Genomic DNA, 15,736 nt, shown 5'->3' with positions numbered 1-15,736 from the left:
GTGATCTTCCGCACAGTTTTTATTCATAAACATAGAGAGAAAACAATCAGATAAATAATAAATACCTATTTTTAAGCATAAATTCAAACTGGACGAATACTTTCTAGCTCCAATATGCCATTAAATTCTTCACAAAAACGTTGTAATTTTTCATCGTGTTGTAAAGCATTGCGGGCTTGTTGGCTTAGTTCGAGGTAGATTTTTTTGCGATGTTCCATTGGGGTGAGTTGTGTGGAATGCGGGCTGGTTTCTACGGATAAATGAATTTCTTTACCGTAAAATTGGCTTAACGCATTTTGTAGCTGGGTTTGGAGTTTTTCGTTATTGAGGTGTAGCTTATCCTGTGCCAAGCCAAGGGTGAGCTGTGTTTCAGCTTGCTGAAGAATAAAACTATTCATCGCCATTTGCTTTAACAAACCTGAAATGCCTAGCTGTTCGATGGTTTCTGTCCATTTATCCTGTGCTTTTGCCATCGTGAGAATTTTTTCTTTCAGCTCTGGGGTGCTGTTATCCAAAATGGCTTTACGGATCTCCGACGGACTGGCACTTTCTTGATCTTTTGCCATTTCGGGATTACGCCAATTCCAACGATAATTTTCATCAAGATTGATGTCTTCTTCATTTTCGTTGTCTGAGGAAAAATCATCCGAATTTTCCACCGCACTTTGATTTCTTGGCGGATTTACTGGCGTTGTCATTGCAACAGGCGTTGCTTTTTCTTGCGATACCGCCTGAGGCTTCGCTCGAGTAAATTTGCGTTCAACCACTGGCAAAGAGATCGCGGCGATATCTAACTGTGGTTCAGCGTTTTTTTTTTCTTGAATTGGCGTGCTAGAAAGCTGATCTAAGGCATTCAAGGCATCTAACGCAGGATTGCCTAAGCTTTGCACTGAAGAGGGTTCGATCGGCGATGGGATCGTCGTCGCCTGTGGCATAGCCGTGGTGGCGTGTTGTGGATTTATCGGCTGAGGCGTTTTCCCTCGCTGTGCGATCCCTGCGGGTGAAACCACGGGCATTTCAACTAATTTGCCGTGATTTTCGACCGCACTTTTTCCCACGCCATTTATTTCCGCCGCTTTTTTCCCAGCCGTATTTTGCACGCTACCATTTATTGTACTGCTTGTTGCCGTGCTGTTTTCCGTGCGACTGGAGGAGTTTACTTGGCTATCCACAACTGACGCGATATTTATTAATTTGGGGTGAAATGCAAGGGCACGTAAGAGAACCATTTCCGTGCCCATACGCTGATTGGGAGCAAACGCCAGCTCTTTTTGCCCGATTACAATAATTTGATAGAAAAATTGCACATCTTCGGGGGATATATGCTTCGCCAAAAAGCCGATATGGCTTTCATCGCTGATCTGCGGTTGTGGCAATAGTTGGCACATCGCAATTTGATGTAGTGTTTCTGCCACCGCTTTGAGCAACTCGAGCCAATCGCCACCGTTATCTGCCACCGCTTGAATGGCTTTCATTAAGGCTTCGCCGTTGCCTTGCTGTAAGGCATATAAAATCTCGATGGGCTGATTGTCATCAAGTAAGCCCAGCATTGTATTGACCGCTTCAAGGCTGATGTTACCGTTGCTCATTGCAATGGCTTGGTCGGTTAAACTTAGGCTATCACGAATGCTACCTTGTGCGGCTTTAGCTAATTTTTCAATGGCAAGGGGTTCAAAGGGGATCTTTTCTTGCTGCAGAATAAAGGACAAATGATCGGCGATTTGTTGCTGATCGAGCGCTTTCAGATGAAATTGAATACAGCGAGATAAAATGGTAATCGGCAATTTCTGTGGAGCAGTGGTTGCCAGCAGGAATTTTACATATTCAGGCGGTTCTTCAAGGGTTTTCAATAACGCGTTGAAAGAATGACGAGAAAGCATATGCACTTCGTCAATCAAATAGACTTTGTAACGCCCTTGCACGGGTTTGTATTGCACATTGTCGAGCAATTCGCGAGTGTCTTCCACTTTGGTGCGTGAAGCGGCATCAATTTCAATGAGATCGATAAATCGCCCCTCTTCAATGGCTTTGCAATGTTCGCATACACCGCAAGGCTCAGCGGTTACGCCATTGACACAATTTAACCCTTTGGCGAATAAACGAGCAATCGAGGTTTTGCCCACCCCTCGCGTCCCTGAAAACAGGTAGGCGTGATGTAGGCGATTTTCATTTAATCCGTTAGCAAGTGCTGTAAGAACAGGTTTCTGCCCTACCACATCGGAGAACTTTTGCGGTCGCCATTTTCTTGCTAAAACTTGATAACTCATTTTTGCTCGTTTTATCCTTAAAAATTAATGATGAGAATTAATGCCCTTCAAAATTAACCAACGAAAACGGCACAACCCCTAACTGGCGTAAACGCTGTTCGCCGCCAAGCTCAGGTAAGTTGATGACAAACGCGGCATTTTTCACTTCACCGCCTAAGCGTTCAACCAGTTTTACCGTTGCTTCCACTGTGCCACCTGTAGCTAATAAATCGTCAATAATCAAGACATTATCGCCCGTTTGAATTGCATCAGTGTGAATTTCAAGGGTGTCTTGTCCATATTCTAATTGGTAAGATTGTGCGATGGTTTCGCGTGGCAATTTGCCTAGTTTACGCACTAATACAAAAGGCACATTCAACGCTAATGCCACAGGCACACCAAAAATAAAGCCGCGGCTTTCTGTGCCGATCACTTTACTGATGCCTTTTTCTTTGTACTCCGCCACGATTAAATCAATGGTCGCTTTGAACGCTTCTGGCACTTCCACAAGGCTTGTAATATCACGAAAAATAATGCCTTCTTTGGGATAGTTTGGAATTGATTTAATTGATGATTTAATCAGTTCTAATTGTTTATTCATTTTATTACCTAAAGTGCGGTCAGATTTTCGACCGTTTTTTCATAAAAAAGAGCGGCACGCATATTACCACAGATTCCGCCATTTAACGATAAATATCCGCACCATCTTTTCGGGTTTTTAGCAAACGCAAAATCCAAACATATTGTGCGGGCGTTGGGGTAACAAATTGCTCAATTTCTTTGTTCATTTCCCTAGCCATTTGAGCGGGATCATCGCTCATTGCCATTGGCGGGTGAATTTCCATTTCATATTTTCCCCGCTCGGCGTTATAACGCGGGAACATTGGGATCACCACCGCTTTCGCCAATTTTGCCATTTTATTTAAGCCCGGTAAGGTGGCTTTGTAAGTGGCGAAAAAATCCGCATATTCGCTTAATTCTTCGCCGTAATCTTCATCGGGTAAATAATAGCCCATTTCCCCTTTTTTCACCGCGTTTAGGAACGGTTTTATTCCGTTTTGACGTGCGTGCATTTTGCCACCAAAACGCTGGCGGGTTATTGTCCATAGCCAATCCACTAAGGGGTTGCGGTGCGGGTTGTACATTGATGTCATCGGCATTCCGTAGGTGTGCAAAATAATCCCCGAAGCATCAATCGCCCAGCCGTGAGGCACCATTAGAATAATGTTATGCCCCGCGGCTTTGGCTTGCTGAATATAGTCCAAGCCGATAAATTCGCTACGTTGTTGCAGATGTTTTTTAGAACGCAATGCAATTTCACCAATGCCGAGCATCACTTGGCTGACGCAAATGAACATTTCGTCAATCACCTTTTCCCGCTGAGCGTCCGTCCAATCAGGGAAACAATATTGCAAATTGACCCTCGCCCGATGGCGTTGTTTTTTCGCTTTTTTGACCACAAGCAAGCCGATTTTGGCTGCGAATTTATCTCTTAAGCGAAAAGGAAGCAATGCCAATAATGCCAACGCGAAAATACCGAGCCACACGCCCCAATATTTCGGCAATAAAAATGCCCATTGCCATTTCGCTTCATAGCCTACGCGGGCGGTTAAACGTACATCATCTTGTTGTGTCATAAATCCTCAATTAACCAAACCAGCCTTGATCATAAGCCATTTTTGCAGTCATTATAAACGACATTATCACCACCATTGGGCGTATGAGTTGCTTGCCTTTGCTCAACACCATTTTCGCCCCCAAATTCGCCCCAATCATTTGCCCGAACATCATCACTAAACCTGCTTGCCACCAAATTTGCCCGCCGATTAAGAATAATAAAAGTGCGGCAATATTTGAGGTGAAATTTAGCACTTTGGCGTGAGCGGTGGCTTTGGCAAGATTAAAACCGAGCAAGGTAACGAATGCCAAACTTAACAGCGATCCCGTTCCGGGCCCAAAAAAGCCGTCATAAAAGCCTATGCCAAATCCTGCCGTAAAGGCAAAAGTGGCATAAGAAATGCGTTTGTGCCGATCTTCATCCCCTAAATTGGGGGTGAATAAAAAATACGAGCCTATGGCAAGCACTAAAAAGGGAATGACTTTTTTAATCAACGCACTATCCACTAACTGAATAAGGATCGTGCCAAGCACTGCGCCGATGAAAGTCATCAGCACCAACAGCCAAATCTCTTTTAAATTCACCTCTTTTTGGCGTAAAAAATACAAGCTGGCGGAAAAAGATCCGCCACAGGCTTGTAATTTATTTGTGCCTAATGCCATCGCGGGGGGAATGCCCGTCATTAGCAAGGCGGGAATGGTAATTAAGCCACCGCCGCCCGCAATGGCATCAATAAATCCTGCAATAAATGCCACACAAAACAAGATAGCAATAAGGCTTAGGCTGATTTCCATTTGTCGCTCCCTTTTTTAATCCAACCATTCACTTTGATTCGGGGCGTTGCTCACTTGCTGGCATAAAATTGGCTCAGGCGGACGCGTTTTGGGCGTAGCTGTGCCAGTGGACGGTTTAGCAGGCTTAAACCAAGAATATAGCTCATCGCCACAGCCCTCGCCTGCTGGAACGGGTGCTTGATTTTCACAATAAGTCGCCCCTTTCGGACAAGTTAAACGGACGTGAAAATGTGAATCGTGTCCAAACCACGGGCGGATTTTTTGTAACCAGCGGCGATCACCTCGCACCGTTTGGCACAATTTTAATTTAATCGCAGGATTGACGAAAATTCTCGCCACTTGTTTATCTTCCGCTGCGAGGCGAATTAAATTTTCGTGGTCTTCTGTCCAAAGCCGATCATCGACCCGTTGTTTTTTTCGATCCACCACCAATAAGCCCATTCCCGCAGGGTTTTGTGCGTCTTGAGCGGATAAACGCCCTAAGCGTAACCAAATATCCGCATCAAGCCCCATTTGATGGCTGGCGTGTCCCGTGAGAAAACGTCCGCCCCCCGGCATTGCGATATCGCCAATGAGCATTGTGGGAATGCCTGCGGCTTTCACTTTTTTCCCTAAGTGCTGCAGATAGGCGATCATATCTGGGTGGCCGTAATAACGATTTTTACTCGTGCGGATTACCTGATAACCCTCGCCATCAAAAGGCAAGGCTTTCGCACCAATAATACAACCGTTGCTGTATGATCCCACAGGCGTTGGATCGCCCGTAATAGGGCGTTTCACTTTTTGCCAATATTCAGGGCTAGCCAATGCGGTGGTCGCGGAAAAAATGCCACAAAAAAACACCGCACTTAATAATTTGATTGCGTATTTCATTTACATTGAGCCTTAAAACGCAGTAGGTGATCTAACAGCACAATCGCCGTCATTGCTTCCGCGATTGGCACGGCTCGAATACCGACACAAGGATCGTGGCGACCTTTGGTGATCACTTCCACGGGTTCATTGTTAAGATTGACCGAACGCCCTGCAATGGTAATGCTTGAGGTGGGTTTTAATGCAATGGTGGCGATAATCGGTTGCCCTGAGCTAATCCCGCCCAAAATCCCGCCTGCGTGGTTAGAACAAAAACCTTCAGGGGTCATTTCATCACGATGCTGTGTGCCTTTCTGTTCCACCACAGCGAAACCATCACCAATTTCCACCGCTTTCACCGCATTGATCCCCATTAAGACGTGAGCGAGATCCGCATCAAGGCGATCGAAAACGGGTTCGCCTAACCCCACTGGCACATTCTCCGCCACCACTGTTAATTTCGCTCCAATGGAATTGCCCTCTTTTTTCAAGTCGCGGATTAATTCATCAAATTTTTCCACCGCACTTTGATCGGGGCAAAAAAATGGGTTGCTGTTCACCTGTTGCCAATCGATCTGTGCGATATTTTCTACCGTTTTCGGATTAATTCTTACTGAGCCAATTTGTGAAAGATAGCCTCTCACTTCAATGCCAAAATGTTCACGCAAATATTTTTTTGCAATCGCCCCTGCTGCCACTCGCATTGCGGTCTCCCGTGCGGAAGAACGCCCGCCCCCACGATAATCACGCAAGCCATATTTTTGTTGGTAAGTATAATCGGCGTGACCAGGGCGGAAGCGATCCTTAATTTCGCCGTAATCTTGCGAACGCTGATCGGCGTTTTTGATGATCATTCCAATGCTCGTGCCAGTGGTTTTGCCTTCAAACACGCCAGAAAGAATTTGCACATCGTCATCTTCACGTCTTGGCGTGGTGTAACGTGAAGTGCCGGGTTTACGGCGATCCAAATCAGGCTGAATATCTTGTTCGGATAGCTCAAGCCCCGGCGGTACGCCATCCACAATACAGCCCAAGGCAACGCCGTGGGATTCACCAAAGGTGGTTACGCGAAAAAGTTGTCCTATGCTATTTCCTGCCATTGTTTTTCCTTATATTGTTCCTTATGATTTTGCTAAATTTTCTGACACAATTTGTACTTCTTGTGCTGTCGCTTGATTTTTAATAAATACATCAAGCTGGTTAAAGGCGATTTCTACATCGTGTGCGGCGAAGAGTTCATCAATGCGACGATTGAGATGATCAATGGTTTTCGTTCTCTCGTTGAGGTTGCCAACGTAAACCCGCAATTCGTGATCCAGCGTGCTTGCACCAAACACGAGGAAGTATGCCATAGGTTCAGGATCTTTCAATACATATTCACATTCATCAGCGGCTTGCAATAATAAACGCTTCACTAATTCAAGATCCGAACCATAAGCCACGCCAACATTAATCACCACGCGGGTCATTGAATCCGTTAATGCCCAGTTAATCAAACGTTCCGTTACAAAGGCTTTGTTTGGCACAATCACTTCTTTTTTATCAAAATCAATCAAGGTAGTTGAGCGGATACGGATTTTTGATACCGTACCTGAAAATTCGCCGATGGTAACCACATCACCAATACGAACTGGGCGTTCAAATAAAATGATGATCCCCGAAATAAAGTTGGCGAAGATTTCTTGTAAACCAAAACCTAAACCTACCGAAAGCGCGGCGAATAGCCATTGTAATTTTGACCACGACATTCCCAACACTGAAAACGCCGCACCGCCACCAATCGCAATGATAAAATAAGTGAGCAATGTAGTGATCGTATAAGGCGTGCCTTGAGAAAAACTCATTCGGGAAAAAATCAGCACTTCCAACAGCCCTGAAATATTCCGCACCAAAGCATAAGTGCCAATAATGATGATCAAGGCAAATAAAAGATTTAATAGCGTAATTGATTCGCTTACCGTTCCCGTATCCGTTACCACTTGTTGTTGCCACAGGGTTACGCCCTCTAAATAGTAGGCGACGGTAATCAGATCCGACCATACCCAATAAAACAGCCCAAACAAACCGACCCAAAGTAAGAGATCCACCACGCTTTTCACTTGGCTCTTCACTTGAGCAATATTCAGCACTTCTTCTTGCTGAATTTCGGCATTCATTTCGCTATCGCTTCCCTCACCTTTCTGCGTTTGCATTTGCTCACGTTTTTCTAATAAACGGCGGTAGGCAAGACGACGGGCGGACACAGTGAAGCTGCGATAAATCACATCTTTTGCAATCATCCAAAGCACCAACACAAAATAAGTGGACATTAAATGTTCCATTAAATTAAGTGCGGTATAATAATAGCCCATTACGATCAAAATAATTAATGCAATCGGAGCGATAACCAATAATAAACGGGCAATTTTAAATAAATAACTTTGCTCGCCTGCTTGTTCTTGGGTTTTCTGATAAATGCTCACCGCATAGCGTAAACGAGGGCCTACAATAAATAACGAAATCACCAAAATAGAAATGGTTAAGACCTCACCAATAACATCATTGGTAATTCCCCCCTCTAAATGGGTGAAAATAGAGGCGTTTAGCCATAAAGCATAAATCCAAACCGAACGTTTTGATACGGAATAAAATAACTGCACATTATATTGCGGCATATTAAAATGACGATACGCCAAACCATTTGGACGTAACATTGCTAAAATAAAGGCAAAAAAGAGCCAATATCCCGCCATTTTTACTGACCACAACCAAAAGCTTTCAGGGGATTCAAAACAGAAGGTACTAATTAAAATTAATAACCCTAAGAAAACAAAAGTCGAGCGTAAACATAAAATCACCGTCCATAAAATGGCTTCTGGCGTATAATGTTGTCGCTCCCCTCTTAGCGTATTAATTTTGCTATTAATATAGGTAAGACGATGTTTTATTTTTTGGTTATTTAATTGAATTAACACAGTAAAAATACTGAGTAAAATAACAAAAAAACTGCCCGCTAAAATATTATTCTTCCAATTGGAAAAATTAATCAGATGGTGAATATCTTGCAACTGTGCTTTCACTTTTGGTAAAAATGTAGCGAACCAAGCAAAATCAATGGGTGGATTACTTTTCACCCAAAAACTTTGCTGTTGCAATTTACCTTGCAAGGTATCACTAATCGAGCTCACTTGCTGTTGGTTTAATTCAATATTGATCGCAAGATTTAATTGATTATTTAATGTTGTAATCGTGTCAGATAATAATTTACGCCGCTCTTGTAAAATTGTGGTTAATTGCGTTTTTTCATTATCGCTAAAAGGCTTTTGTGCATTTTTTTCTAAATTCGCAATATAACTATCAGTATCATACAAATTATCGCGTAATTCCGTTACATCAAAAATTTGTACGCGTAAATCAGTAATTTGTTTTGAAAGCCCTTGCACCATTTGATCTTGAGGCAATAATTGTTTTTGTTTATTAATAATGCGAGAAAGCACTAATGTGCCTTGCAAGGCACTAATTTGCTCATTAATATTTCTTTCTGTTTGCTGTAAATTATCTAAAACGCCTTTAATTCGCAAACTATCCTGAGCCAAAATATTTAATTGTGCCGTTTGTTTAACTAAATCTTGGCTAATACGTAAATTTTGATTTTGTTGCTCAACAATAATTGGATTGCTGTCTTGAATATTGGTTTGTGATTGTTTTAATTGTTCCGCTTGTTGCTGAGTTTCTTGTAAATTTTTATTATTAATCACCTCTTGCAACATTGATAATTTGGCTTGTAGTTGTTGCTGAATTAAATTCTTTTCTTCTAATTGAACGGTATATAATGACGTTAAATCATTATTCCCTTGCAACAGCATTTGATTATAACTATTTTGTAAATTAATAAAGGCTAACTCCGTTTCTAATTTTGTTTTTTCAACATTATCTACGGTCGTATCAAATAATAATTTATCAATTTCTTGTGAACGAATTAAATTCGTACTCAATACTGATTGCACTTTTTCTGGAGCAGTACGCTGGCTAACTAATTGTGCATTAATAGAAACCAAATCCGTTTGCGTTTGTTGTAAACGCTGCTGCGTACTAAGTAATTGATTTTGCAGTTCAATTAAAGAGAGACGATTAAAATCCCCGATTTGCAAAGCTGGAGCCGTTTTTAATTTATCAATATCCTTTTGTACCGCACTGGCTTGTGCGGGAGCATTGCTCACCATATTTTTCAGCGTTGCATTATCCGTTTTTTGCTTAGCAATTTTATTTAAAAAATTGAGAGTTTCTTCTAAATTTTGCTGTAAAACCTTATTATTGGGATCATTTTGATCCGCACTTTTTGCCGTATTGAGCTGTGCTTGAATTGCATCTAGCGTAGGCAAATCCGCAAAACTTGCATTGGAAAACGTCAATAATAACAACACACTATAAAAATAAATCAGACACTTACGAAATAACTTCATTTGCTTTTCCTACTAATTCTTTTAATGCAGATTTCGCCGCTTGGCGTGAAAGTTTAATTTGCCCGTTTAATTGGAATAATTCAAGGGGGAAGGGAAAATATCGCACAGGCTGTTTAAATCGCTCCAAATGCTGAGCAAGAAAAACGCGTAAATTTTCCACCTCACTTTGCTTAAAGCCTTGTTCAAATTCGACCATCGCCACGGGGCGTTGCCCAAATTCCTGATCGTCAATGGGCAATACAAAAACCTGTTTCACGCTAGGATACTGCAAAATAATCCCCTCAATTTCCTCAGGCTGAATATTTTCACCACCTGAAATAAACATATTGTCTGCCCGCCCTAAAATGATTAGCTCGCCGTTGAGCCATTCGCCAAGATCTTTGCTATGTAGCCAGCCATCTTGTTGAATTAAAGGGACAATTTCGCCATTTTGCCAATACCCCAAGCCTAGCCCCGCACCACGCAAGCAGATTTCACCCTCAATAAGTTGCAATTCTCTACCTTGTAAGGGAGTACCAACGCCATTGCGATTATCACTTTTTTTCGCACAAACCGTGGACGCCATTTCCGTCATTCCATAGCCAGAATAACAGGTCAGCCCCCATTTTTCTGCTTCCTGTGTTAAAGCTAAAGGAATATGGCTACCGCCTAATAAAATATGCTGTGTTTGAATTGATTGAGCGGGCGATTGTTGCAAATATGCCAAAAACCGCTGTAATTGAGTTGGCACAAGGGATAAATGCGAAACCTGCGTTGCGGCGGCGTAAAAATCTTCACTTGGCAAATGCAACGCCGCCCCAACCACTAGCCAACGCCACACAATGCCTTGCCCTGAAACGTGGTATAAGGGCAAGGAAAGCAACCACGCGTCATCTTGCTCAAATGCCATTAACTCACAAACCCCTTTGGCATTCTCCCAATGGGCTTGGAGATGATGAACCACTGCTTTGGGGTTACCTGTTGAACCAGAAGTGAGCGTCATTGTAGCTGGACGCTGTGCATCATAAGCTGCCATTGTTTTCGTTGAGGTTCTTCTATCAGCGGAAAAATCATCATCAGCAAGATAAAGTGCGGTCAGATTTTTTAATGTTTTTTTCGCCTCAAGTGAAAAGTAGAAATGAACGCCATTTGCCTCACAAAGTTGCTGGATTTTATCTTGCGGAAAGGCGGGATTGAGCCCTAATACTCTTGCCCCAAGCTGAATGCCTGCTAAATAAGCCAAGAGCAAAGAAAAATGGTTTTTCCCCCACAACGCAATGCCATCACCCTGTTTAACCCCTTGCTGCGAAAACGCTGCGGCGACGGCATTGATTTTATTATTCAACTGAAGCCAAGAAAAAAGTTCGCCTTGCTCGTTACGCAAGGCTACTTTGGTTTGAAAGGGAGCTTGAGTGGCGTAGTGTTGCCAAGGGTACATCATCACAACACCGTTAATTTACCGTGAAGAACGTACGTACTTCATCGATCAAGGCTTCTGGCAAGTGCATTGATTGCATTGCCCCCTCTAACATCAACATTTTTCTTGCACTGTTGGTATTGGTAATCACCCAATAAGGGGTGTCTGGAATTTGTTTTGGCTTGGTGTGATTGCCTGCCATCAATAATGTGCCTTCATCGCGGGCAAAGTAAATCCGCGTACGTCCCTGTAAAGATTCTGTCGCTTGGGCGAAACTTTCGGGATTGGTGCGATAAAGTATGCGTAAAATGGCGAGAAACCGCATCACCGCTTTGCTTTCTTGCTGAAAATCTGCCGATTGGATCAGCTCTCGCACTTTGCTACTCACTTTATTAATGGCTTCGTTGGATTGTTTTTTGGTCGCCACTTTAGATTGGCTTTCCGCGTGAGTTACCGCTGACGCATTCCCCCTCTCCGCGGAGGTTTTCTGATTGCTACGCGAAGAAGCCTCACTGTGCGGGGCAGTGCTTTGACTTTGCGGGGTTGAACTTAAAGAAGAAAAATTCAGTAAACGGCGTAAAATATCAGATGCACTCTCGCCAATGGATTTCGTTTGGCTCGCAATGTATTGATAAAGTTCTTCGTCCACTTCAATAATTTTCATTTTTTCTCTCCAGTTGCTTGATCTCTTTACGCTTTTGCAACATTATAACGATTTATTTTCAAATACTCACGCAAAAATTATGTTGCAATCTCATTTACTTAACTTTCAATTTCACCCGTTAGAAACCGCCTCCACACAACCCACCTTAGTGTTTATTCACGGGCTGTTTGGTGATATGAATAATTTGGGCGTAATCGCCCGTGCCTTTGCGGAACACTACCCGATTTTACGCGTAGATCTGCGTAATCACGGGCAAAGTTTTCACTCCGAAACAATGAATTACGATCTAATGGCTCAAGATCTGCTTGCCACACTCGATCATTTAGGCTTAAACGAGGTGATTTTGATCGGGCATTCAATGGGCGGCAAAACCGCAATGCGAGCCGCAGCCCTACGCCCTGATTTGGTGCAAAAATTGGTGGTGATCGACATCGCCCCTGTCGCCTATGGCGAACACGGACACGATAGCGTTTTCGCGGGCTTATTTGCCGTCAAAGCCGCCCAGCCAGCCACTCGCCAACAAGCCAAACCCATTTTGGCACAGCACATTCCGCAAGAAAGCGTACAGCAATTTATGCTGAAATCCTTTGATCCCGCGTCAGTAGAAAAATTCCGTTTTAATCTGACCGCACTTTATCAAAACTACGCTCAAATAATGGGCTGGCAACCTTGCTTCTACCCCAATCCGACCCTTTTTATTCGCGGCGGGCTTTCTGATTACATTCTACCAGAATACAGCGAACAGATTTTGGCACAGTTCCCCAACGCGACATCATTCACCATTAACGGCAGCGGGCATTGGGTACACGCGGAAAAACCTGATGCCATCGTGCGGATTATTTCCCGCTTTTTAGCCAGCTAACGCAAAAGAGGCAATCTTTGTCGCAGGGTTTTATTCATTCAGGAATTATGATATAGTTCGCCCTAATTAGTAGTTGTAGCTTCTCATTCTCAATTAGCTACATTTTAGACAACATCAGTGATTTGAAAAATGGCAAAACAAGATGCTGACTGTATAACGCTCGATCTGTTTGCTAACACGCCAAAAGTGGGTCGTCCAAAAACAAATCCACTGAGCCGAGAACAACAACTTCGCATTAATAAACGCAACCAGCTGAAACGTGATAAGTCCAGCGGATTAAAACGAGTTGAGTTAAAATTACATACGGATTTAGTGCAACAGTTAGAAGATTTAGCGTCAATAAAGCGTGTTAGTCGTTCAGAATTGATCGTAACGATTTTACAAGAACATTTTAAATAAAATAGGAAATAAAAATGGCTATCGTTGGTTTATTTTATGGTAGTGATACTGGTAATACCGAAAACATTGCCAGAATGATTCAAAAACAACTCGGTGCAGAAGTCGTGGACATTCGTGACATCGCCAAAAGCACCAAAGAAGACATTGAAGCGTATGATTTTTTAATGCTGGGAATCCCAACTTGGTATTACGGCGAAGCCCAGTGCGATTGGGACGATTTCTTCCCAACCCTAGAAGAAATTGATTTCACCGACAAATTAGTCGCCATTTTCGGTTGCGGCGACCAAGAAGACTACGCAGAATACTTCTGCGACGCAATGGGAACAATCCGCAATATTATTGAGCCGAAAGGGGCAATCATCGTCGGACACTGGCCAACGGAAGGCTACACCTTTGAAGTGTCGCAAGCACTGGTTGATGACAGCACATTTGTCGGTCTATGTATTGACGAAGATCGCCAACCTGAGCTGACCGCAGAGCGTGTTGAAAAATGGACAAAACAAGTTTTCGATGAAATGTGTTTAGCCGAACTCGTTGAGTAAGCCGTTAATCCCAAAATAAGGAACGATTATGTCTGAAGAAAATATCAAATTACTAAAAAAAGCGGGCTTAAAAATTACCGAACCCCGCTTAACGATTTTGGCATTAATGCAAGAACATAGTATGTCGCATTTTTCTGCCGAAGAAGTGTACAAATTGCTTCTCGAACGCGGCGAAGACATCGGCTTAGCCACCGTTTATCGCGTCCTAAACCAATTTGACGAAGCCAACATTCTGACTCGTCATAACTTTGAAGGCAACAAATCGGTTTTTGAACTTGCCCCAACAGAGCATCACGACCACATTATTTGCGTAGATTGTGGCAAAGTATTTGAATTTAATGATGAAATCATCGAACAGCGACAAAAACAAATTAGCGAAGAACACGGCATCAAATTAAAAACTCACAGCCTTTACCTCTACGGAAAATGTAGCGATATTGACAACTGTGATGAAAAAGATAAAGAGAAAAAATAATCTCTTGTGTAAAAATCCTCACTTAAAAAATGATCTGCACCCCAAAAGTTGGACTAAACAACCAACTGATTAAGGTGCAGATTTTTTATGACTAAATATACTCAACGTTTCAAACAACAAGTGCTCGACTTTTATCATCAAAATGGAAAAAACCGTTCGCTTACTCGCCAGTATTTTCAGCTTCCCCAAAGCACGTTAGCACGTTGGATTGCGAAATTTAATCATAATGGAATCAATGGATTAGCTGTATTAAGTAAAAAACGATATTATTCTGTTGAGTTTAAATTAAAGGTTATTCAAGCTATCAAAAAAGGCCAGTGCTCCGCTGAAGCCGCCTGCTTTCGCTTTGATATCCCCAGTTCAGGGATAATTAGTCAATGGTTGCAACGCTTTGAAAAACAAGGTATAGATGGGTTATTACTCAAACCTAAAGGTCGTCCAAGTATGAAACTCAACTCACCTAAAATGCCACCAACGCCCAAAACAGAAGAAGAACGCTTGCGTTACCGAATTTTGGAATTAGAAGCGGAGAATGCAATGCTAAAAAAGTTGCAGGAACTCAACCAACAAAAAATGCAGAAAAAGCCGTCATCGTAAATGCCTTACGCTTGCGTTTCCCGTTGGAATTGTTACTCAGGCTAATCGGATTGGCACGCAGTTCGTTCTTTTATCATCTCAAGCCAAAGTCGGATAAAAATGTAGCGATTTCACAGAAAATAGAGGAAATTTATCGCAAAAATGACGAAAATTATGGTTATCGTCGAATTACCTTGGAATTAAGGAAATACTTGATTATCAACCACAAAAGGGGGCAAGCGATAATGCAACGTTTGGGGTTAAAAGGAAAAAGTAAGCAGAAAAAATATCGTTCTTACCAAGGCAAAGTGGGACACATTGCCGATAATCTGTTGCAACGGGATTTTACGGCAACGATGCCGAATGAGAAGTGGGTAACGGATATCACCGAGTTCAAATGTGCGGAAGGCAAAGTGTATTTATCGCCGATTAAAGACTTGTTTAATAACGAAATTATTGCTTATGATGTGGCGAGAAGTCCGAGTTTTGAGCAGATAACCAGAATGCTGACCCAGGCGGTGAACCGATTAGCGGGGGAAAAACCGATACTGCATTCCGACCAAGGGTGGCAGTATCAAATGATGGGTTATCGGGAGATATTGAAAAAACACGGTATTACGCAAAGTATATCGAGAAAAGGCAATTGCCTTGATAATGGTGCGATGGAAAGCTTTTTCGGGCGATTGAAGACGGAATGTTACTTTGGCAAGCGGTTTGAAACCTTTGAACAGCTTGAAAAAGTGATTCACGAGTACATTCATTACTACGACAATGAGCGTATTCAAGTGAAGCTCAAAGGACTAAGCCCTGTGGAATACAGAACTCAGTCCTTGAATGAAATTAGAATATAGTCTAACTTTTTGGGGGCAG

At 42.6% G+C, this 15,736-nt stretch carries 14 protein-coding genes; 5 read left to right on the top strand and 9 right to left on the bottom strand.

What is annotated here, in order from left to right; all coding sequences use genetic code 11:
- Window positions 1–83: 83 nt before the first annotated feature.
- From dnaX to seqA, 9 genes are all read right to left on the bottom strand, one after another.
- The gene (dnaX, locus tag DXZ23_RS09365) at window positions 84–2,267 is read right to left on the bottom strand and encodes a DNA polymerase III subunit gamma/tau (protein WP_035695890.1); all 2,184 of its coding nucleotides are present in this window, start codon (window positions 2,265–2,267) and stop codon (window positions 84–86) included.
- Between the two features lie 37 nt (window positions 2,268–2,304).
- The gene (gene apt, locus DXZ23_RS09360) at window positions 2,305–2,847 is read right to left on the bottom strand and encodes an adenine phosphoribosyltransferase (protein WP_017805789.1); all 543 of its coding nucleotides are present in this window, start codon (window positions 2,845–2,847) and stop codon (window positions 2,305–2,307) included.
- 82 nt (window positions 2,848–2,929) lie between these two features.
- Complete coding sequence (gene lpxM, locus DXZ23_RS09355) at window positions 2,930–3,883, bottom strand: lauroyl-Kdo(2)-lipid IV(A) myristoyltransferase (RefSeq protein ID WP_017805788.1); 954 nt, start codon at window positions 3,881–3,883, stop codon at window positions 2,930–2,932.
- A gap of 10 nt (window positions 3,884–3,893) precedes the next feature.
- Window positions 3,894–4,658 (bottom strand): TSUP family transporter, encoded by a 765-nt coding sequence (locus DXZ23_RS09350; RefSeq protein ID WP_017805787.1) that lies wholly within the window; start codon window positions 4,656–4,658, stop codon window positions 3,894–3,896.
- A 15-nt stretch (window positions 4,659–4,673) separates the two neighbouring features.
- The gene (mepA, locus tag DXZ23_RS09345; protein ID WP_017805786.1) at window positions 4,674–5,531 is read right to left on the bottom strand and encodes a penicillin-insensitive murein endopeptidase; all 858 of its coding nucleotides are present in this window, start codon (window positions 5,529–5,531) and stop codon (window positions 4,674–4,676) included.
- Entirely contained in the window at window positions 5,528–6,610 is a 1,083-nt protein-coding gene (gene aroC, locus DXZ23_RS09340; protein WP_017805785.1) for a chorismate synthase, read from the bottom strand. The genes mepA and aroC overlap by 4 nt, the downstream gene beginning before the upstream one ends.
- A gap of 21 nt (window positions 6,611–6,631) precedes the next feature.
- A complete protein-coding gene (mscK, locus tag DXZ23_RS09335; protein WP_017805784.1) occupies window positions 6,632–9,952 on the bottom strand; it encodes a mechanosensitive channel MscK in 3,321 nt (1,106 codons plus the stop codon).
- Window positions 9,936–11,369: an o-succinylbenzoate--CoA ligase gene (menE, locus tag DXZ23_RS09330; RefSeq protein ID WP_017805783.1), complete on the bottom strand. Its 1,434-nt coding sequence runs from the start codon at window positions 11,367–11,369 to the stop codon at window positions 9,936–9,938. Before menE ends, mscK begins: the two co-directional genes overlap by 17 nt.
- 13 nt (window positions 11,370–11,382) lie before the next feature.
- Entirely contained in the window at window positions 11,383–12,012 is a 630-nt protein-coding gene (gene seqA / locus DXZ23_RS09325) for a replication initiation negative regulator SeqA (protein WP_017805782.1), read from the bottom strand.
- Between the two features lie 79 nt (window positions 12,013–12,091).
- On the opposite strand from seqA, the gene DXZ23_RS09320 reads away from it, so the two are divergent.
- From DXZ23_RS09320 to DXZ23_RS09300, 5 genes are all read left to right on the top strand, one after another.
- A complete protein-coding gene (locus DXZ23_RS09320) occupies window positions 12,092–12,874 on the top strand; it encodes an alpha/beta fold hydrolase (RefSeq protein WP_017805781.1) in 783 nt (260 codons plus the stop codon).
- A 129-nt stretch (window positions 12,875–13,003) separates the two neighbouring features.
- Window positions 13,004–13,273 (top strand): LexA regulated protein, encoded by a 270-nt coding sequence (ybfE, locus tag DXZ23_RS09315; protein WP_017805780.1) that lies wholly within the window; start codon window positions 13,004–13,006, stop codon window positions 13,271–13,273.
- 14 nt (window positions 13,274–13,287) lie between these two features.
- Window positions 13,288–13,815, top strand: coding sequence for a flavodoxin FldA (fldA, locus tag DXZ23_RS09310; protein WP_017805779.1), 528 nt, complete (start codon window positions 13,288–13,290; stop codon window positions 13,813–13,815).
- A gap of 28 nt (window positions 13,816–13,843) precedes the next feature.
- Window positions 13,844–14,290, top strand: a complete 447-nt coding sequence (fur, locus tag DXZ23_RS09305; protein WP_017805778.1) for a ferric iron uptake transcriptional regulator — start codon at window positions 13,844–13,846, stop codon at window positions 14,288–14,290.
- An 87-nt stretch (window positions 14,291–14,377) separates the two neighbouring features.
- A protein-coding gene (locus DXZ23_RS09300) for an IS3 family transposase (protein WP_114995494.1) occupies window positions 14,378–15,717 on the top strand; the annotation gives its coding sequence in 2 pieces (ribosomal slippage) (window positions 14,378–14,828 and window positions 14,828–15,717; 1,341 coding nt in all).
- Window positions 15,718–15,736: the final 19 nt, after the last annotated feature.

The organism is Avibacterium paragallinarum (assembly GCF_900450705.1).
GTDB lineage: Bacteria > Pseudomonadota > Gammaproteobacteria > Enterobacterales > Pasteurellaceae > Avibacterium > Avibacterium paragallinarum.
The sequence above is the reverse complement of the archived record's forward strand: the minus strand, read 5'-3'. Positions and strand labels throughout refer to the sequence as shown.

Coding starts and splice junctions, on each gene's coding strand:
- fldA (WP_017805779.1), top strand. CDS start 13,288: ATGGCTATCGTTGGTTTATTTTATGGTAGTGATACTGGTAATACCGAA.
- apt (WP_017805789.1), bottom strand. CDS start 2,847: ATGAATAAACAATTAGAACTGATTAAATCATCAATTAAATCAATTCCA.
- ybfE (WP_017805780.1), top strand. CDS start 13,004: ATGGCAAAACAAGATGCTGACTGTATAACGCTCGATCTGTTTGCTAAC.
- lpxM (WP_017805788.1), bottom strand. CDS start 3,883: ATGACACAACAAGATGATGTACGTTTAACCGCCCGCGTAGGCTATGAA.
- DXZ23_RS09320 (WP_017805781.1), top strand. CDS start 12,092: ATGTTGCAATCTCATTTACTTAACTTTCAATTTCACCCGTTAGAAACC.
- menE (WP_017805783.1), bottom strand. CDS start 11,369: ATGTACCCTTGGCAACACTACGCCACTCAAGCTCCCTTTCAAACCAAA.
- aroC (WP_017805785.1), bottom strand. CDS start 6,610: ATGGCAGGAAATAGCATAGGACAACTTTTTCGCGTAACCACCTTTGGT.
- dnaX (WP_035695890.1), bottom strand. CDS start 2,267: ATGAGTTATCAAGTTTTAGCAAGAAAATGGCGACCGCAAAAGTTCTCC.
- DXZ23_RS09350 (WP_017805787.1), bottom strand. CDS start 4,658: ATGGAAATCAGCCTAAGCCTTATTGCTATCTTGTTTTGTGTGGCATTT.
- seqA (WP_017805782.1), bottom strand. CDS start 12,012: ATGAAAATTATTGAAGTGGACGAAGAACTTTATCAATACATTGCGAGC.
- mscK (WP_017805784.1), bottom strand. CDS start 9,952: ATGAAGTTATTTCGTAAGTGTCTGATTTATTTTTATAGTGTGTTGTTA.
- fur (WP_017805778.1), top strand. CDS start 13,844: ATGTCTGAAGAAAATATCAAATTACTAAAAAAAGCGGGCTTAAAAATT.
- mepA (WP_017805786.1), bottom strand. CDS start 5,531: ATGAAATACGCAATCAAATTATTAAGTGCGGTGTTTTTTTGTGGCATT.